This window comes from Lacticaseibacillus styriensis, from assembly GCF_030770295.1.
In the GTDB taxonomy this organism is placed as follows: domain Bacteria; phylum Bacillota; class Bacilli; order Lactobacillales; family Lactobacillaceae; genus Lacticaseibacillus; species Lacticaseibacillus casei.
Genome location: NZ_CP132483.1, coordinates 2,457,798 through 2,475,644, shown reverse-complemented (window position 1 = coordinate 2,475,644; position 17,847 = coordinate 2,457,798). Strand labels below are relative to the sequence as shown.

At 47.6% G+C, this 17,847-nt stretch carries 17 protein-coding genes; 7 read left to right on the top strand and 10 right to left on the bottom strand.

Going from position 1 to position 17,847, the window contains the following annotated elements; all coding sequences use genetic code 11:
• Nucleotides 1–127 precede the first annotated feature (127 nt).
• The 5 genes from LACSTY_RS11685 to LACSTY_RS11665 form a co-directional block, all read right to left on the bottom strand.
• Nucleotides 128–277: a hypothetical protein gene (locus LACSTY_RS11685; protein WP_041084771.1), complete on the bottom strand. Its 150-nt coding sequence runs from the start codon at nt 275–277 to the stop codon at nt 128–130.
• Between the two features lie 202 nt (nt 278–479).
• On the bottom strand, nt 480–1,382 hold the full coding sequence (locus LACSTY_RS11680) for a metal ABC transporter solute-binding protein (protein WP_087912777.1): 903 nt from the start codon (nt 1,380–1,382) through the stop codon (nt 480–482).
• Nucleotides 1,383–1,592: 210 nt separating this feature from the next.
• On the bottom strand, nt 1,593–3,623 hold the full coding sequence (locus tag LACSTY_RS11675; protein ID WP_087912776.1) for a SpaA isopeptide-forming pilin-related protein: 2,031 nt from the start codon (nt 3,621–3,623) through the stop codon (nt 1,593–1,595).
• 159 nt (nt 3,624–3,782) lie between these two features.
• Complete coding sequence (locus LACSTY_RS11670) at nt 3,783–4,424, bottom strand: NAD(P)H-binding protein (protein ID WP_010492451.1); 642 nt, start codon at nt 4,422–4,424, stop codon at nt 3,783–3,785.
• A 403-nt stretch (nt 4,425–4,827) separates the two neighbouring features.
• Nucleotides 4,828–5,757 carry a metal ABC transporter solute-binding protein, Zn/Mn family gene (locus tag LACSTY_RS11665; RefSeq protein ID WP_087912774.1) on the bottom strand — a complete coding sequence of 310 codons (930 nt, stop codon included), beginning with the start codon at nt 5,755–5,757 and terminating at the stop codon, nt 4,828–4,830.
• A gap of 199 nt (nt 5,758–5,956) precedes the next feature.
• Between LACSTY_RS11665 and LACSTY_RS11660 the strand changes: the two genes are divergently transcribed.
• From LACSTY_RS11660 to LACSTY_RS11640, 5 genes are all read left to right on the top strand, one after another.
• Nucleotides 5,957–6,076 (top strand): putative metal homeostasis protein, encoded by a 120-nt coding sequence (locus LACSTY_RS11660; protein WP_010492447.1) that lies wholly within the window; start codon nt 5,957–5,959, stop codon nt 6,074–6,076.
• A gap of 76 nt (nt 6,077–6,152) precedes the next feature.
• Nucleotides 6,153–6,422: a 30S ribosomal protein S14 gene (gene rpsN, locus LACSTY_RS11655; RefSeq protein WP_087912773.1), complete on the top strand. Its 270-nt coding sequence runs from the start codon at nt 6,153–6,155 to the stop codon at nt 6,420–6,422.
• 342 nt (nt 6,423–6,764) lie between these two features.
• Complete coding sequence (locus LACSTY_RS11650) at nt 6,765–7,508, top strand: metal ABC transporter ATP-binding protein (protein ID WP_087912772.1); 744 nt, start codon at nt 6,765–6,767, stop codon at nt 7,506–7,508.
• The gene (locus LACSTY_RS11645) at nt 7,505–8,398 is read left to right on the top strand and encodes a metal ABC transporter permease (protein WP_049171910.1); all 894 of its coding nucleotides are present in this window, start codon (nt 7,505–7,507) and stop codon (nt 8,396–8,398) included. The genes LACSTY_RS11650 and LACSTY_RS11645 overlap by 4 nt, the downstream gene beginning before the upstream one ends.
• Nucleotides 8,395–9,336, top strand: a complete 942-nt coding sequence (locus LACSTY_RS11640) for a metal ABC transporter solute-binding protein, Zn/Mn family (RefSeq protein ID WP_087912771.1) — start codon at nt 8,395–8,397, stop codon at nt 9,334–9,336. Before LACSTY_RS11645 ends, LACSTY_RS11640 begins: the two co-directional genes overlap by 4 nt.
• A 161-nt stretch (nt 9,337–9,497) precedes the next feature.
• On the opposite strand, the gene LACSTY_RS11635 is transcribed toward LACSTY_RS11640, so the two are convergent.
• The 3 genes from LACSTY_RS11635 to LACSTY_RS11625 form a co-directional block, all read right to left on the bottom strand.
• On the bottom strand, nt 9,498–9,830 hold the full coding sequence (locus LACSTY_RS11635) for an ArsR/SmtB family transcription factor (RefSeq protein ID WP_087912770.1): 333 nt from the start codon (nt 9,828–9,830) through the stop codon (nt 9,498–9,500).
• Between the two features lie 138 nt (nt 9,831–9,968).
• On the bottom strand, nt 9,969–10,598 hold the full coding sequence (locus tag LACSTY_RS11630; RefSeq protein WP_087912769.1) for a cation efflux transmembrane domain-containing protein: 630 nt from the start codon (nt 10,596–10,598) through the stop codon (nt 9,969–9,971).
• A gap of 124 nt (nt 10,599–10,722) precedes the next feature.
• Nucleotides 10,723–10,923: a hypothetical protein gene (locus tag LACSTY_RS11625; RefSeq protein ID WP_010492431.1), complete on the bottom strand. Its 201-nt coding sequence runs from the start codon at nt 10,921–10,923 to the stop codon at nt 10,723–10,725.
• 132 nt (nt 10,924–11,055) lie between these two features.
• On the opposite strand from LACSTY_RS11625, the gene LACSTY_RS11620 reads away from it, so the two are divergent.
• On the top strand, nt 11,056–12,585 hold the full coding sequence (locus tag LACSTY_RS11620; protein WP_087912768.1) for a multicopper oxidase family protein: 1,530 nt from the start codon (nt 11,056–11,058) through the stop codon (nt 12,583–12,585).
• 35 nt (nt 12,586–12,620) lie between these two features.
• The gene (locus LACSTY_RS11615; protein ID WP_087912767.1) at nt 12,621–13,991 is read left to right on the top strand and encodes an MFS transporter; all 1,371 of its coding nucleotides are present in this window, start codon (nt 12,621–12,623) and stop codon (nt 13,989–13,991) included.
• A gap of 235 nt (nt 13,992–14,226) precedes the next feature.
• Here the strand turns inward: LACSTY_RS11615 and LACSTY_RS11610 are convergent, their stop codons facing one another.
• Together LACSTY_RS11610 and LACSTY_RS11605 are read right to left on the bottom strand one after the other, a co-directional pair.
• Nucleotides 14,227–14,592: a hypothetical protein gene (locus tag LACSTY_RS11610; protein ID WP_010492426.1), complete on the bottom strand. Its 366-nt coding sequence runs from the start codon at nt 14,590–14,592 to the stop codon at nt 14,227–14,229.
• A gap of 288 nt (nt 14,593–14,880) precedes the next feature.
• Entirely contained in the window at nt 14,881–17,598 is a 2,718-nt protein-coding gene (locus tag LACSTY_RS11605) for an HAD-IC family P-type ATPase (RefSeq protein ID WP_087912766.1), read from the bottom strand.
• Nucleotides 17,599–17,847 lie beyond the last annotated feature (249 nt).

The window sequence follows — 17,847 nt, the reverse complement described above, 5'->3', positions numbered from 1 at the left end:
AAGATGAAAAACCCGCGTTCAGATGAATGCGGGTTTTTTCGTGCTGTTTTTGCGGTGCAACTTGTTGGCAAAAGAAAAAAGCCGCCTCAACCAACGTCGAGACAGCCACAACTGTGGTAACCATCAATCAAAATCTTGCATTTGTTTTTGGTTGTAGGCTACTGAGATTTGTGTAGAACAAGTCAGCCTGCAAACGGGCTTGTTCTTCTTCGTGGGGATCGCGTGGTGTGGCGATCAGATGCTCAACGCGTTTAAAAGTATGCTTGATCAGTGACATTAGAAACATCTCCCCTTTGGTTGCTCCTGTTTACAACTACATTGTAGGAGCTATGTCAAAGAAATTCAATCGGTCTAGGACAAATGAAAGCGTATTCATTGCAAAAAGTTTACGAAAAGATTGCAGATGTTACAATGCTTCACAAGCGACCAAGAAAAGTTCCTAAAATAAACAGCGAAATCGGAGCGATTGGTGGTCAAAATTACTTAGCAGCTATTTGGTTTTGAATCTTTTCTAACTGCTGATACTGACTGAGCATCCAGCTGCGATAGTTTTTGCCTTTAGGTAAGGTTTCGGTGACATTAAGAACCGGAACCTTATTTTCTTTTGCGAGTTTAATGAAACTATCGACAACTTTAGAACTGGCTTGACTATTGTTAACGAAAAAGGCAATTTTCTTTGTCTTAATGTCTTCTTCGACGCTATGAATATCTTTAGCGCTATAATCGGTACCTTCTTCAGTCGCCTGGGCAAAGTGGCGGTTGTTAATCTGATAGCCGAGGTAATCGAGCGCATAACCGAAGACCGGTTCGGAGACATCTACTTTCTTGCCTTTGGCGTTTTGCCTAAGTTTTCCGATCAGGTCATTGAGTTTACCGAGTGAAGCAATATAGTGCTTGGCATTAGCTTTAAACGTCGCCTTTTTGTCTGGATTCTGTTTTGCAAATCTGGCAGCTAGCGCGTTTGCGAGTTTCGGCATGGTTCGCGGATCGTACCAGATGTGCTCATTGTCGCCTTCATGTTTACCCATGATATCTTCCGCGACCCGTAAAGACTGTTTAGACTTGTTCTCGGACTTGATCAATTTGGTCATCCAGCCATCATAGCCGATGCCATTAGCGATCACCACATCGGCAGTTGCCATCTGCTTGCCAACTTGGGTGGTTGGTTCATAATCGTGGGGATCAATTGCCGGGTTGTCAATAATCGAAGTGACTTGCACCTCTTTGCCGCCGACAGCTTTGGCAACTTCACCATAAAAATCAACAGAAGCGACGACTTGAATTTTATCATTGTCACCGGACTGCTTAGCGGTTGTGCCACAAGCGCCTGCCACAACCGACAATAATAGTAGACTGATGACTGTCAATACTCGTTTCATCATTCGTAAAACCCCTTTAACCGTAATCGTTACGAGCATAAGCGTAGCGTACTGAGGGCTATAGACGCAAGTAAAATATTCGTTTGATCAGCTGTCAGTCTTGAGGGATCCATAATCGAATCAAGGATGACCGCGGTTTTGTTTTAAAGACGAGAAAAAGAATAAGCCCTTGATTTGGCCTATTCTTTTCAGTAAAAGCGTTTGAATTGATGTTTATCGATGATTCTTAAAGAACAGAACGCTACCGACTACAGTTAACACGATGCCGATCGCAGTGGACAGGGCGCTTACAAGGCGTTCACCTGTCTTGGGTAGGATCATCCATCGCTTGGAGGCGTGCTTGCTGTGGGGATTAATTGTTTCAGTTGAGGAATCGTCTTGCCCGAATTGCGTGTTCGTGTCTGAGTCCGTTGGCAAAGCTGTATCGGAACTGGCTACCGAAGAAGTTACTGCAGATTTGGCTGGCTGAGACGTATGACTTTCAGAGGTCGAACTGGCGGATTCTCTAGTAGGGGCTGATGAAGAAGCGCCCATTGATGGCTTAAGACTTGCTGATGAATCACTTGACCCAGTACTGGAAGCTGATTCAGGAACTGACGAACTCGATTTAGAAGAGGCAACCTGATGGCTTGAGGAAGATGCAGACGACTGCGCGCTTGATGGCGTTGACGGCGGGTTAGACGGCTTGGTGCTTGAGGATGGTTTCGACGGTTTGACGCTGCTCGATGCCTGAGATGACGACTCAGACGGCTTGGTGCTGCTGCTCGGTGCTTTAGATGAAGGTTCTGAAGTTTCTGAACTGCTGGATGCCTTAGACGAGGGCTCTGATGGTTTTGAACTTCTTGAGGCTTCAGACGAAGGTTTTGATGGCTTAGAGCTGCTCGATGCTTTAGAGGATGGTGTTGGCAAAGATGCAGACGAATTGGAAGTGCTCGATGAATTTGATGATGAAGCTGGTGCTATCGGCATATCCGCCGACTTGACGGCCACTCGCGGATGATCTTTGGTCAAAGTGAATTTAATTGGCTGTCGGTTGAGTCGGTAGCCAGCGAGTGCTTTGGTTTCGACAAACTGATACTGACCAGCCAGTAACTGAGAAATTGATAAGCTGCCATTCTTGTCAGTCGTCAGCCCGTTTTTAACAAGTTTGCCATCATTGCGGTAAAGTGCAAAAGTTTCCCCTTTTAATGGTTGCTGCGGTCTTGTCGCACCTACTTTAGTTAGCTTCACCTGACTGACTGATCCAATACCAACACCAGTGTTGTTCCAAGTGATTTCACCCTTGGCAGTTGGATTCAGCCCGCTATTTTGCGAGCCTGTTGCCGTGACCTGATTGTTCCAGGTGTTCTTGTCACCGCTAAAACTGCCAAAACTGGTTGAAAGCGGATTGGTCCATAAGCTGACTTCAACGGCTGTGGTAATGGTGCCTAAGGGGATCGTCATTTCCCGATCGTTTACTTGAGGAGTAACTTTAATCGTACCATTTTGATGAAAGGCGTTCTGACTGTATGTGCCAGTGGCTACGGTCAATGCATGCGAAGCATCAAATGTCTGACCTGCATCCAAAGTATCATGCAGGACAACATCGTGGATAGTTTTGCCTTGAGGGTTTAACGTGATTTGCCATTGAAAGAGTTTTGGTCTGCCCAGTGAATCGACATATTGGTTCGAATCCGCTGCATGATTACCCTTAGGCGGCGTCACCACCCAGCCGGCTTTATTGATATACCAGCTAACCTGCTGGTGATCGGGATCGTTAAAGCGGCCATTGACTTGGAGTTTTAAGGTGCCTTCGCGTTTAACCGTCTTTTGGCTGAAAAAGTCGGTAAAGGTGATGAGCCCTTGGGAGCTGCCTGCTTTAACAAAAACATTGCCAATCGTTTCCTGGGTGCCGGGGTTTAATATTTTGAAGCTAATGTCGGATTGCGGCAACACCGATGATGGCAGTGAAAATTCGGCAGTGTCGCCGGCATTAACGGTGACCCCATCGGAAATTTGCCAATGGTACGTTAAGTAATAAAGCTGGCCTCGTGAAAGACGCGCTGTATGGGTCACATCTTTTTGATTAATGTCGGTAATCGTTGCATCATTGCGATTTAAACCAGAAACTGAGACATTCTTTCCCGCATCAACGACGGTCGGCGGGCTGATTAGCGGGCTGAACAAGAACGTTAGACTTGCAAGCAGCAGCGTTAACAGTAACCAACTCGACGTATATTTTCGGATGCGGTTTTGAATTTGCATAGATACATTCCCTCTTAAAAATTAGATTCCAATTTATTTATATCAGATCGCGGTTTATGGAATTAATAATATAAAAAAATTCGCCGAGTCCTCTTAAAAAGTTGCTACCTACTGATTAGGCTTCCGGTGAAATCTTTTTTAATTGGCAAAGAACGGGTTTCAATAGAAGGAAGGTTTGTCACCTTGCGTATTCGGTTGGTCAACCCCAAGTGATTGACCAATGTGCTGGCTAGGATCGTTGATTAAATTGACGACTAGATCCGCGATGCTGCGACGTGAAACCTCTGTTCCCTTGAACGGCTCACCTTTTTGGGTGATCTCGTAGCTCACGATATTTTTGTTGGACAGCCATGCCGGACGGATAATCGTATAAGCTAAATCAGACGTCTCAATGACTTTAGCGGCCGCCGCATAAGTTTCCAGATAGCCACCGTCTAACATTTTGTGATTCCAGCGGCCAAATGCACCGGGAACTTCATCATAAATGCCCAGCGTTGAAATCCAGATTAACCGTTTAATGTTGTTGGCATCCATGGCTTGGACCACTGACTTGGCTTGGTTTTCAATGCCTTTGTTGCCTAGATTGGCATAGACAAGATCACTGCCGTTCATGGCTTTTGTCAGAAGGGGAGTGTCGGTGACATCTCCGTCAACAACGGTTTCCCGCTGGTCATTAACGTTTTGCAGCCGCTCAGCGTGACGCAGAAACAAGTTAAGATGATGCTGAGTTTCTTTCAACAGGCGCTGGCGTACCAATGTTGCAATTTGTCCGTGGGCGCCTAGAATCATGACATTTGCCATGGTCATCTTCCTTTCTTGTTCGTAAGTCAATTTTATTGTAACACTGTCGATTTTGGGTGGAAGGCGGCGGAAGGGAGGTGTGTTGGCTTCTATAACGCGTTCGCTGGCGCAGGAGTCCGCGTGTAAGGACCTCAGTCGCAATGAGCAAGCCCGGGTCATCGCGCCTGAGGCCGCTTACACTCCGACCCCTAAACGCGTCGACTCACGCTCACACAAAAAAAGCACGCACCGTTTACGATGCGTGCTTTCCTTCTGGCCGGGGTTGTCCGGTGCTTTTGACCCGGAGCTATGGTTTGTCATGTAATCAAAGCTAAGCGATTGACGAATTCGACAGGGGATGTGTCTTGCCGAAATTAAAAGTAAAGGAGAAAAAGTGTGGCAAACCCTCGTGGCCAGAAAGAGCTTATTTGCTTACAGATGTGGCGCTGGATGATGACTGATCCTGGATTTTTTCAAGCTGTTCATATTGGCTTGTCATCCAAGTCCGGTAGTTTTTACCTTTTGGCAGCGTTTCGGTAACCTTTAAGACCGGAACATTGTTCTGTTCGGCTAATTTAACCAAACGTGTTACAGTCTTGGAAGATGCCTGGATGTTATTAACGAAGAAGGCAATCTTCTTTTCTTTAATGTCGGTTTCGATACCGTGGATATCCTTGGCACTGTAATCGGTACCGTCTTCAGTAGACTTGGAGAAGTGTTCATCGTTGACTTTATAACCCATGTAATCCAAGGCATAGCCGAAGACTGGTTCGGAAACGTCAACGAGTTTGCCATTTGCATTAGCCTTTAGTTTGTTGATTAAAGCGTTGAGATCATCCAAGGAGGCGATATACTTCTTCGCGTTGGCTTTGAACTTAGCCTTGTCAGCCGGGTCCTTCTTGGCGAACCTGTCGGCTAAGGCATTAGCCAACTTCGGCATGGTTCGCGGATCATACCAGATATGTTCGTTGTCGCCTTCCTTTTTGCCCATCAGATCGTCAGCAACTTTTAAGTAATTTTTCGACTTGTTTTCGGACTTAACAACCTTGTCCATCCAGCCGTCATAGCCGATACCGCTGGCAACCACTAAATCGGATTTTGCAACTGACTTGCCGACTTTAGTAGTTGGTTCATAATCGTGCGGATCCACGGCCGGATTGTCGATAATCGACTGAACCGAAACCTTGTTACCACCAACTGCTTTGGCAACCTCACCATAAAAATCGACACTGGCAACAACCTGAATTTTGCTGTTGCTAGTGCTGGATTGCTTTGCGGCACCATTGTTACCGCACGCTACGCCGAAAATGGCTAGCAGTACGACACTGATACCTGCAAGTAATCGCTTCATCATAAATACCCGCTTCCTTCCAAAACGTAATCATTACGCTTTAAACCATAAAGCAAGCGGAGCAAATTGACAAGCAAAATTTTTAAATTCTAATCCGAAAACAATTGCTGCCAAAATTTCATTGACAGCAAAAAGGCCGGCATGATAAGGTTAAATCCGTCGTTTAAGCGTAATGATTACGATTAAAAGGAGCTGAAAAATTTTGGAAAAAACCGATTTGGCGAGTGCACGGCGGCGTATGAAAAGCCCAAACATTAAAACCCGTAAGCGCGCCTTGAAGATTTTACATGAGGCAAAACGCAAACAACAAAAGAATCGATAAAAGGAAGTATACGCCTGTCAATTTGCGAAACCAACAATGACAGTGGGGTCACTTCATAACAGAAAGAGGTAAGCGAATGGCAAAAAAATCAAAGATTGCCAAGGCCAAGCGCCAGGAAAAATTAGTTCAACAGTATGCGGCGAAGCGTGCGGAACTCAAAGCAAAAGGTGATTACATCGGACTTAGCAAATTGCCGCGTGATTCGAGTCCGGTTCGACTACACCATCGTGATGCATTGGATGGCCGACCACATGCGTATCTGCGTAAATTCGGCCTTTCCCGACTCAACTTTCGCGAGCTGGCACACAAAGGACAGATTCCGGGTGTCCGCAAAGCTAGTTGGTAGTAGTGGCGTACCGCTGAAAAGATTCATTGCTTTTAGCGAGACATTGAGCCATGAAAATGCTTAAAATAACATAGCGATAAACATAGTCCTATGAACAATCAATGAGATTGCTCATGGGACTTTTTTTATGACTAATAGCGATGAATTTATGTATTCGATTTCATTGCTTATTAATTTAGCTTAATTAGCGGTCATCACGAAGAAATTTGGTTAACGAGTTATAACTTTAAATGGGTTACCAATATTTTTAAAGTATGCCTTAAAAAACACTTGTCAGTAGGTGCGGTTTTCTGTAAGCTAAAGATGAAAGCAAATTAGGTCACCCTAAAATTGGAGGTTCTTATGTTAACAGTCAAGAACCTGACCGTTGCCTACGCTGACACACCGGTGTTTGCTGATGTTGCCGTTCATTTTAACGCAGGCAAGATCACCGGGATCATTGGGCCTAACGGAGCAGGTAAATCGACCTTGATCAAAGCCATACTGGGCTTGATCAAGGTCCAATCAGGAACAGTGGACTTTTCTGGCAAAACACTCAAAGAAGTCCAGCAAGCCATTGCTTATGTTGAACAGCGTAAAGATCTGGATCTGACATTTCCGATTAATGTTCTGGATCTGGTGCTGACCGGGACGTATGGGCGCTTGGGTTTATTGAAAAGTCCCGGAAAAAGAGAACGTCAGGCAGCCTATGATGCGCTTGAACAAGTGGGATTGGAGGAATTTACCAAACGTCAAATCAGCCAGTTATCTGGTGGCCAGCTGCAGCGGGTCTTTGTTGCGCGGGCGATCGTCCAGCAAGCTGACATCATGATTCTCGACGAACCATTTGTCGGTATTGACATGAAAAGTGAGCAAGAGATCATGACGATTCTGAACCAGTGGCGGGATGCCGGTAAAACATTAATCGTCGTGCATCACGATTTGAATAAGGTATCGAATTATTTTGACGAACTTGTCGTCATGAACCACGGCATTATTGCTGAAGGACCGGTTGAAGAAGTTTATACGGCCCGGAATATTGAACGGGCATTCTCGGCGGACCTTTCCAATGTATTGTTTGCAACTAAGGAGGGGGCGAGCGCATGAACTCATTGATTGAATTTTTTAACGCGTTAGGCAAGTATGACTTTCTGCAAAGCGCATTAGTGACCGCGATTATGGTCGGTATCATGTCCGGATTGATCGGTAGCTTCATTATTTTGCGCGGCATGTCGTTGATGGGCGATGCGATCTCCCATGCGGTGCTGCCGGGTGTGGCGGTTGCCTATATGCTGGGCGTCAACGTGATGATCGGCGCGTCGGTGTTTGGGATTATTGCCGCCTTATTAATCGGTTTTGTAGCCGCTAACAGCAAGATTAAAACCGACACCTCGATCGGCGTTGTGTTCAGTGCGTTTTATGCCTTAGGATTCATTTTGATTTCAATGGCAGAAAGCGCCACGAATTTACACCACATTCTGTTCGGTAACATTTTGGCGGTTAGCGATAGCGACATCATGACCACCGCGATCGTCTTAGGCATCGTCGTCCTGTTCGTGGTTCTGTTCTATAAGGAACTGTTAATCACGTCCTTCGATAATACCTTCGCCAAGACGTATGGGTTAAACACCACGGCCATTCACTATGCCTTGATGCTCGTTTTGACTTTGGTGACGGTTTCAGCCTTACAGACAGTCGGCATCATTTTGGTGGTTGCGATGCTGATCACCCCGGCGGCAACGGCCTTCTTGTGGACCGACCGCCTCGAAACCATGCTTGTCATGGCAGCTAGTGTGGGTGTGATCTCATCCATCACGGGCCTGTACTTCAGCTTTACTTTGAACTGGGCATCCGGTCCGGCCATCGTGCTCGTAGCTGCCGTCCTATTCGCTATCTCATTTATTTTCTCGCCAAAACAAGCATTCTTTAGTTTTAGCAAGCGTCAGCGGACCAAGGAAGCCGCGACGACTCAGACAGCGGAGGAGATTGTTCGATGAAAAAGATTTTAATCACAGTTGGCGCGTTAATTGTTATGATCGGTGGCGTGTTTTGGTTCGTCAATAGCCGCAGTAATGCGCAAAAAGACGCTGCCAGCACCGGCCAAAAGTTACGGGTTGTGACAACCAACTCGATTCTCGAAGATATGGTGCAAAATGTCGGTGGTGAGCGGATCAAGCTTTATAGTATTGTGAAACGCGGTACCGATCCGCATGAATACGAACCGCGACCGACCGATGTGGCGGCGACTAGCGAAGCCAATCTTGTTTTCCACAATGGCTTGAATCTCGAAACCGGTGGCAATGGCTGGTTCAAGAAACTAGTCAAAACCTCACACAAAGCGTTTGGCAAGGATGTCTTTTCCGCAAGTGCCGGGGTTACACCAGAACATTTGACAACCAACGTCAAGGAAGAAGATCCGCATGCGTGGCTGGATTTGGCTAACGGGATTCAATACGTTAAGACCATCACCAAGGTGCTTAAGGAAAAAGATGCCAAGAATGCTGATTACTATCAGAAGAACAGTGATCAGTATGTTGCCAAGTTACAAAAGCTGCATAAAACGGCGCAATCACGGTTCCTGGACATTCCGGAAAAACAACGCGTTTTGGTAACATCAGAAGGTGCTTTTAAGTACTTCTCCAAGGCTTATCACGTGACTCCGGCCTACATTTGGGAAATCAACACCGAAGCTCAAGGGACGCCAGAGCAAATGCAAACGGTTTTGGCTAAGATCCGGGCGTCAGAGGTTAAACATTTATTCGTCGAAACATCGGTATCACCGAAGTCGATGAACAAGGTAGCTAAAGAAACCGGACTTTCGATCTATTCCAAGATCTTCACCGACTCCCTTGCGGCGAAAGGCAAGCAAGGCGACACGTATTATACGATGATGAAGTGGAATCTCGACAAGATCCACGATGGCTTGGCGGGGTAGTGCTCGAAGCCTTTGATAAAGTACAGAGACATGCTCATGTGTGAAGTCGGCTAGTAATTGGTCGGATTCACATCAAAAACAGCGCTGCTCGCGGATTTTCGTAAAGGAATCTGCGGGTGGCGCTGTTTAGTTGGCATAAGGGGGCCTTGCTACGCGTGTTGTTACTCACCATGTCGTTTACCACGGGCGACGTGGTCGGCGTGGGCGAGCATGGCGTCGATCACCGTGATAATGTGAGGATCGTCCAAGCGGTAGTAATTCGCCTTGCCCACTCGCTTGGCGCTGACCAGCTGATGCTTACGCAGGAGTGCCAGCTGATGGGAGACAACCGATTGTTCGAGCCCCAATAAGTCGCCGAGCTTGCTGACGTTGAGTTCCTGCTGTTCGAGTAACTTCAACATCTGTAGTCGGATCGGGTTGCTCAGCAGCTTAAAAATGCGTTCGGCTTCAGCAAGCTTAGCTGATTCGACTAATTTTAACGAGTTGGCAGTCATAAATGTCATCGCTCTTTTCTGAAATGGGTTTGGCGGATTGTTTTTTGAATATAAAACGACCTTAAAGCAAGATGTCTTAACATTCAAGGCATGTTACTTTAAGGTCATTTTGATTCGAGGTGGTAATGAACCATGAATTCAATCACGGTCTAATCCCGTTTGTAGGCTTTCCCAACCTTCACTCGCAACAAAGTAAACCAGAATCAAGGCAGCCACTGAATCAGCCCACCACCAATTAAGCAGCCAGGTTAACAAACTGCCAAGCAAAACCGTAGCGGCCATATACGCACAGGTGATGTTGCACATGCCGTCTTCGACTAATGCTGCAGAAGCCAGCTTTTGGCCAAGATGGCGTTTTTTCAACGTCAGAATCGGCATCAACAACACAGAGGCAATGGCAATTCCAATCCCGCTAAAGCTGCTTTCAGCGGCAGCATGGGTCACAAGGTTGAAGCCGGAAACACCGACTACATAAAGACTCAGCAGTAGCAAAACGCTGCCGACCACAAGACTCGAGCGCCGTTCAGCCGCGGCTACAACTGCCGCGGGTGCACCGCTGTTTTCTTTTTTAAGTCGCCAGATTAAGGTTGCTCCCGAAATGATTTCAAGAAAACTATCTAGCCCAAACGCGATTAATAGAATCGAACCGGCTTGAAGACCTGACCATAAACCGATGATGAATTCAAAAGCCATCCAAGCCGTCGAGAAGTATTCAACCCGAATGGCTGCGGTCATATCATGCTTTTCAGTAATGGAAAGTGGTTGCATGCCCGTTCCCCCGTTGTTCATCTTGATTGTTAACACATGATACATTTAACATATGTATGTGTCAACATATATGATTGATCAAGGGGTTCATTGATGGCCAAAATCGGGCACCTGGTTGGGTACATTAATGTTGCGGAGCGTGGCCTTGATGATGGGTTTCGCGGTCAGCGTGATAGGCTGAGATTAACCCCGAGATGGCATCAAGCGACATGATAATACCCATTAACCACATCGCAGCCATGTTGTGCATGGTAGCAATTAGCACCAGCAGCACGACATTGAGGGCCAGCATGAACCAGCCCATTGACTTTGACATTGTTTGCATGTTCATTTCCTCCTTTTTCAAAAAAGTTCCCCAAACAACGCTGATAGATACGCGTCTAGTTTAGATTAATTCTAAATTGTATTTATGGCAACCCTAAAAAGTGCTAAAATTCAAATTAAGGGGGGACCGATGATGAAAACCTATACCGACTATTTCTTTGATGAGCCGGCGTTTGACTTGCACGATGGCGGCTATGTGCCGCTTGAAGTAAGCGATGCGCCAGCCAAACCCTTGAACGTACCGCCTTTGTTGAAGCCTGACAAAGAAACGGCAACTGATGTTTATTACACAGTCACGGCAGAAGCGGGCGAGACGCAACTGTTGCCGGGACCCAAGACCAAGACTTGGGGATACAATGCCAGCTTGTTGGGGCAGACCATTGTCTATCGTCGTGGTCAGCACGTTCACGTGACGTTGAAAAATGCGTTGCCTGAAGTAACAACGTTTCATTGGCATGGGGCCGATGTGAGTGGCCCTTATGTGGACGGCGGCTGCCATGCCCCTGTTTATCCTGGTGAAAGCAAGCAAATTGATTTCACGCTGGATCAACCGGCTACAACGCTGTGGCTGCACGCTCATCCGTGTCCGGAAACGGCGGAGCAGGTATGGCATGGGCTAGCGGCTATGGTCATCGTCAAAGATGATCACGAGGAGCGTCTGCCACTGCCAAGGAACTATGGCGTGGATGATATTCCAGTCATTTTGCAGGATCGGCGCTTTCATGAGAATAATCAGTGGGATTACCGCGCTGATTATGATCCTGATGGGGTGGCCGGCCCGACTGTTATGATCAACGGGACGGTTAATCCTTATTTTGACGTGACGACGCAAAAAGTTCGGTTACGCTTTTTGAACGGGGCCAATCGCCGTGAATGGCGTCTGCATTTTTCCGATGATCTGCCATTTACCCAGATTGGCGGGGATGGTTCATTATTACCCGAGCCAGTTTCATTGACCCATTTGATGATGACCTGTGCTGAACGGGACGAGGTCATTGTTGATTTTGGTCAGTATCATGAAGGCGACGAAGTGACCCTGTTCACGGATGACGTGCCAATCTTAAAGTTCCGGATTCATGCATTTAAGCCGGATCACACCCAGTTGCCGGATAAGTTATTTACCGTGAATGCGCCGGCAGTAGATCCTGCTTTGCCGATTCGGCATGTGGTCATGCAGGGGATGGATGAAAGTGTCGCCATTGACGGCAAGAAATTTGAAATGCAGCGGATTGACGCTACTCAACCGATTGGCAAGGCCCAGTATTGGGATGTCACCAACAGTAATGAGGCGCCGGGCATGGTTCACCCGTTCCATGTGCATGGCACACAATTTTTGGTTCTGTCACGTAACGGTCATGCGCCTTATCCGAATGAGCATGGCTACAAAGATACCATTGGCGTTAACCCAGGTGAAACGGTTCGGCTACTGGTTCGGTTTGACTTGCCTGGCGTTTACATGTATCACTGCCACATCCTCGAACATGAAGATGGCGGCATGATGGCGCAAATCGAAACGTTTGATCCGAATAAGCCGAAACAGGAATACAAGTTGATGGACATGGATACGTTGATGAAGGCGTTGGCAAAAGAACGCGGCATCAAGCCATCTGAATTATGGATGGGCGGTATGCAGTCCTATGAAAAAATGGGCATGAAAATGTGAGGCTCCAACCATACTAAATAGAAATCGATGATGTTATGAGTGTTTCAACGATAAGACATCGCGGTGCGTTTGTGGCAACTTTGTTGACAGGAACGTTCTCGATGTCAATTTCGCAGTCTTCTTTGAGTACCGCGTATCCGGCGTTTATGAAGGCATTTGGCCTAGGCGCGGATACGGTCGCGTGGCTGACAACCGGTTTTATGCTGGTGATGACATTGATGATTCCGGTTAGCCCGTGGCTTTTGCACAACGTTCCGTTTCAACGGTTATTTCAGGCGATTGAACTGATCTTTGCAATCGGGACCGGACTATGTATCTGGGCGCCGAATTTTACCGTTTTGATGATCGGGCGGTTGCTTGAAGCAGTTGCTGTCGGGATTATTTTCCCTAGCTTCCAGACCGTCTTGCTAACGATTACGCCGCATTCGGAGCGTGGCAAAGTGATGGGTACAGCCGGCCTGGTAATGGGCTCAGCGTTGGCAGTTGGCCCGATTATTTCCGGCGTCTTGTTGACGTGGTTTCCGTGGCAGGCACTGTTTTTGTTCTTCCTGATCGTGTCGCTGTTGGTGCTGGCAGTTTCGACGGTGACGATTGCTTCGGTGATGCCGATGGCGCCGACCCGATTGGACTGGGTTTCGTTTATTTTGTCTGCAAGTTTTCCAATCCTGTTGTACGCCTTGAGTGCTTGGTCAAAACAAGGCTTACATGCCGGGGTTGTTGGCCTGTTGATTCTAGGCGTTTTAGCGGCAGGCATTTTCGTGGTCCGACAGTTAAACCGGCAGCCACCGATGCTGCAAATGCGGGTGTTTGCGACCGGAATGTTTACCAAAGCGGTGTTCTTAACCGGCATTTCCTATATCGGGTTAATTGTCACGACGATTCTAATGCCGCTTTACTTTCAGACGCTGTTAGGCCTATCGCCACTGGTTTCGGGACTGTCCTTGGTTCCGGCGGCAGTTTTACTGAGTCTGCTTAACCCGGTTAGCGGTCGGCTACTTGATCGCTTTGGGCCGCGCCTGGTTGCGATGATCGGGATGGTTCTGATTACCGGCGGCTTTGGCTTGCTGGCTATTTTTGCCCACCACCTACCGTTAATCGGCGCTATCGTGCTGGCGATGGCGACGGAAGCCGGTAATGCGTTTGTGATGATGCCATCAGTGACCGCTGGTGCAAACGCCTTGCCGAATGACTTGGTGGCGGATGGCACCGCCGTCACCACGACCGCCCGGCAACTGTTCGGTTCGGCGGGCGTCATGTTTGCAACGGTCCTGCTGGCTAACATGCAAACCACGCTGCACAGCAATGCTGGCGGATTTGCCGTTACCTTTGCCGTCTTTGCTGGCGTAGGATTCATCGGCTTGTTATTGGCGCTGACGTTGCCGAAAACAGTCGCAAAAGCGCACTAAGACGACAAGGACGACTTCCTTTGGGCGGAGAGTAACCTCCCGCAAGAAAGCCGTCTTTACGTAATATAGAACCTAGACTTAAAAACATTTTCATACCTGTATGAACAAAACGCCGCCTAACTTTTTCGGGTTAGGTGGCGTTTTGTTGCAACTAAGCTGCTTGACTGAATGACTTAGCCGCAGTGATCAGGAGAGAAGCCGTGATGCGACTAGGAAAGGAGGTAACGCGGTTGCTTCAGTCAACAAAAACCAACTCGATTTCCGCGTCGGCCGGTTTAATGTTGACTGACAAATGACGGTTGAGGTCGGCAACCAGTTTGCGTGCAAATGCCATTTTTTCATCGAAATCAGTCATATGCGAGGTGAAAGGAACGCTTTGATAATCGAAATTTTCCCCGATGAACGCTGGGTCAGTCACATAACGCAAATTATTTTGGTCATGCCGGCTGCCTGGCCTTAAAACGGTATCCAAATACTGATACAAAATCGTTGGCTCGTAGTTCAGCGGTTTATCAAGGGTCGTGGTAATCTTATAGCCACTTGCTTCACCAGCAAATTCTTCGTTAATTTGGACTTGCGTGAGACCTTGGTACAATTTCAAAACGATCAGCTCCTCTTCTTTTCACTTACAGTATACCAGCTGTATTTTTATTTAAAAGACCGAATTTAGGATTGCCTGAAATATTTTTTGGTGACACGATGCGGATGTGCTCAACCTCGTCACTGGTACTGAAAAGAAAAAAGCACTCAAAAAACCCGCCAAGTCGGGGGATAATTAACCAACTCGGCGGGTTTTCTGAATACGCATAAGGTTTGTTAGGGAAACCTTACTTATATTATTACCATTGTTATCGCAAAAAGAAAAGAAAAAGTTTAGGGCGTCCGAACATTATTCATTGGTTTTGGAAACAGAAGGGAAGGTACCATGTCCGTGCAGCCGGTCCCACCGGATGCGAATGATTTTATCGATTTCCGTGACGATCAGGATGATAGACCCGGCCGCAACTGCCAACCCCCATTCGCGCCAAGACATAGGAGCGGTTTGGAAAATATCCTGCATAAACGGTACGTAAGTCAAGAAGCATTGGAGAGCCAACATGACCGCGATGATGACAAACGCCATAGGGTTACTGAAGAAGTTCTTGGAAAGCGCCAAAGTGTTTGTGCGGATGTTGAAGAGGTAGAAGATTTTACCTAAGACAATCATGTTGACCATCATGGTGCTGGCAGTCACGCGGTCGGTCAAATGGTTGGCAGTCAACCAATCAAACGCCCACAGCCCGATACCAGCGATCATCATGGCGACATACGCAATCTGGAAAACATCGTGCTTGTGCATCATCGAAGCGTTCTTCTTTCGCGGCGGACGATCCATCGTGCCGGCTTCGGCGGGTTCGAAGATGAAGGCAAACTGGATGGTAATCGCGCTGACCATGTTAATCCACAATAGTTGGCTGGCACGCAATGGCATGGCTTGTTGCGTCAGAATGGTGAACACGATCACTAAGCCTTCCGCAAATGATGTCGGCAGCAGGAACAAAATACTTTTCTTGATATTTTGGTAAATCCGGCGGCCTTGAGCAATCGCCGTTTCCATGCGGGCAAAGCGATCATCGGTCAAAACCATGTCGGCCGCATCTTTGGCGACATCGGTTCCGGATTGACCCATAGCAACGCCGACATCTGACTTTTTGAGGGCCGGTGCATCATTGACACCGTCGCCAACCATGGCAGTGACGTTCCCGGCATCCTGTAAGGCGGTCACAATCGTTAGTTTATCTTTTGGCGTGGTTCGCGCAAAAACATCGGTGTCCAGAATGGCCTGTTGCCGCTGGTCATCTGATAGTGCGGCTAACTGAGCGCCAGTCATGGCTTTTGGAGAATCGGCCATATCCAGTTTCTGTGCAATTGCCAGCGCCGTTTCTGGATGATCGCCCGTAATCATTTTGACTTTAACGCCAGCACGCCGCATTTGCTTAATCGCTGAAATGACTGATTCACGCGGCGGATCAATGATCGCGGTGAGCCCCAGAAAATCAAGCCCTTGTTCTAAAAGAGCCGGAGTGATCTCGGTGGTGTCAGGCCCGACGACACTTTCGGCAACGGCAATCACGCGCTGGCCTTGAACACTGAATTGACTGGTTAACTTTAAATAATAGTCGGTGTCGAAATCCGGATGAGCAGTTACGACCAAAGGCAGCAGCTTATCGGGCGATCCTTTGACAAATAAGCGGGTTTTCCCGTCAGCACACTTTGCCAACTTGGCCATATAGCGATTGTTGGAATCAAACGGCATTAAATCGCGTTCGGTGTTGTCCGGATCCTTTTTAAAGACTTTGTAATAGACAGTGAGAAAAGCGCCATCAGTAGGCTCGCCGTTGATCACATACCGGCCGTCTTCTTGATGCAGCTCGGTGTCGTTCGCTTCAAAACCGGCCGTCAACAAAGCAATTAAATCCGGATGGGCGGTCGGCTGAATCGTTTTGCCTGCAAGGGTAAAGGTTCCTTTCGGCGTGTAACCCGAACCACCGACCTCATAGGTAGCCTTTGGCGTGACAACGGTGGTAATGGTCATCTCGTTTTTGGTCAGCGTACCGGTCTTGTCAGTGCAGATGACATCAACGGAGCCTAAAGTTTCGGCAGCCGGTAACGTTTTGACGATGACGTGCTGCTTTTTGGCCATGTTGGAAACACCCATGGCCAAGATAACAGAAGTGGTGGCAGGCAAGCCTTCTGGCATCGAGCCGACGACCATCGTGACAATGGCGAGTGCCAACACAGGCAGGCCGTACTTGCCGATGATCAGGCCGAAAATGAAGAGCAGAACCGCCGCAGCGATGATCGCATATGAAATGCCTTTCCCGATGCCATCAATTTCACGCATCATCGGGGAGCGGCCTTTGCGAACGTCAGAAACGGCTTGGGAAATTTTACCGAATTCCGTGTCGTGGCCAGTGGCGACCACGATCCCGATGCCGCTACCACCTGCAACGGCTGTCGAAGCAAAAGCCATATTGCTTTGATCGGCAAGCGGCGTATCAGCCGGCAGCGTGGCGGTGGTCTTAATGACAGAATTAGCCTCGCCGGTCAAAACGGCTTCTTGAATGGTGAGGTTATCGATATCAACGAGGCGCAAGTCGGCAGGTACATTGTCGCCGGCTTCTAGAAACACGACATCACCAACTACCAAATCCGCGCTGGGGATGTCGAGGCGTTCACCGTCCCGATAGACAGTGGCTTCAGGCGCCAGCATTTTTTTGATTTTCTCAAGCGAATCGCTGGCATTGCTTTCCTGATAGTAGCCAATGATCGCGTTGACGATAATCACCAAAACAATGACTGAAGTATCGGTGACATCACCAATAATCGTGGTCAAAATCGCGGCAATCATCAGAATATAAATGATCAGGTTGTTAAACTGCCGCAGAAAAATCAGCCATTTGGGCGTCGGATGCGATTCAATGGCGTTCGGGCCATTGGCTTTTAAACGTTCAGCGGCCTCGGCTTTAGAGAGACCGTGGTCAAGGGATGGGACCTGCAACTGCTGCTGCAGATCCTTGATACTGTGTGCCGTGGCGGGCGGTTGCGCATCAGGAACTTCTTCCATACGTAATTCCTCATTTCGTGATATAAATTTTCTGTTACTATCCTTATCATATGGGATGCCTAAACCTGATGCAATAAATTTGTATAACTGATTTAATACGCAGGAAAATTTTCACATTCTCCAAGTTTTAAAAAAAGGTCACGGTGAAATTGAAAAAAGTTTTCTGAAAGCAAGCTGGGCAAGGAAAAGCCGTGGAATGCCCATAAATCGGCATTCTTGAGGCAGCATTATTAAATTAACTAATCACAA

Excerpts from the sequence above, each read along its gene's own strand:
- LACSTY_RS11670 (WP_010492451.1), bottom strand. The coding sequence starts at position 4,424 with ATGGCAAATGTCATGATTCTAGGCGCCCACGGACAAATTGCAACATTG.
- LACSTY_RS11640 (WP_087912771.1), top strand. The coding sequence starts at position 8,395 with ATGAAAAAGATTTTAATCACAGTTGGCGCGTTAATTGTTATGATCGGT.
- LACSTY_RS11625 (WP_010492431.1), bottom strand. The coding sequence starts at position 10,923 with ATGCAAACAATGTCAAAGTCAATGGGCTGGTTCATGCTGGCCCTCAAT.
- LACSTY_RS11675 (WP_087912776.1), bottom strand. The coding sequence starts at position 3,623 with ATGCAAATTCAAAACCGCATCCGAAAATATACGTCGAGTTGGTTACTG.
- LACSTY_RS11685 (WP_041084771.1), bottom strand. The coding sequence starts at position 277 with ATGTCACTGATCAAGCATACTTTTAAACGCGTTGAGCATCTGATCGCC.
- rpsN (WP_087912773.1), top strand. The coding sequence starts at position 6,153 with ATGGCAAAAAAATCAAAGATTGCCAAGGCCAAGCGCCAGGAAAAATTA.
- LACSTY_RS11635 (WP_087912770.1), bottom strand. The coding sequence starts at position 9,830 with ATGACTGCCAACTCGTTAAAATTAGTCGAATCAGCTAAGCTTGCTGAA.
- LACSTY_RS11620 (WP_087912768.1), top strand. The coding sequence starts at position 11,056 with ATGAAAACCTATACCGACTATTTCTTTGATGAGCCGGCGTTTGACTTG.
- LACSTY_RS11615 (WP_087912767.1), top strand. The coding sequence starts at position 12,621 with ATGAGTGTTTCAACGATAAGACATCGCGGTGCGTTTGTGGCAACTTTG.
- LACSTY_RS11645 (WP_049171910.1), top strand. The coding sequence starts at position 7,505 with ATGAACTCATTGATTGAATTTTTTAACGCGTTAGGCAAGTATGACTTT.
- LACSTY_RS11665 (WP_087912774.1), bottom strand. The coding sequence starts at position 5,757 with ATGATGAAGCGATTACTTGCAGGTATCAGTGTCGTACTGCTAGCCATT.
- LACSTY_RS11605 (WP_087912766.1), bottom strand. The coding sequence starts at position 17,598 with ATGGAAGAAGTTCCTGATGCGCAACCGCCCGCCACGGCACACAGTATC.
- LACSTY_RS11630 (WP_087912769.1), bottom strand. The coding sequence starts at position 10,598 with ATGCAACCACTTTCCATTACTGAAAAGCATGATATGACCGCAGCCATT.
- LACSTY_RS11650 (WP_087912772.1), top strand. The coding sequence starts at position 6,765 with ATGTTAACAGTCAAGAACCTGACCGTTGCCTACGCTGACACACCGGTG.
- LACSTY_RS11680 (WP_087912777.1), bottom strand. The coding sequence starts at position 1,382 with ATGATGAAACGAGTATTGACAGTCATCAGTCTACTATTATTGTCGGTT.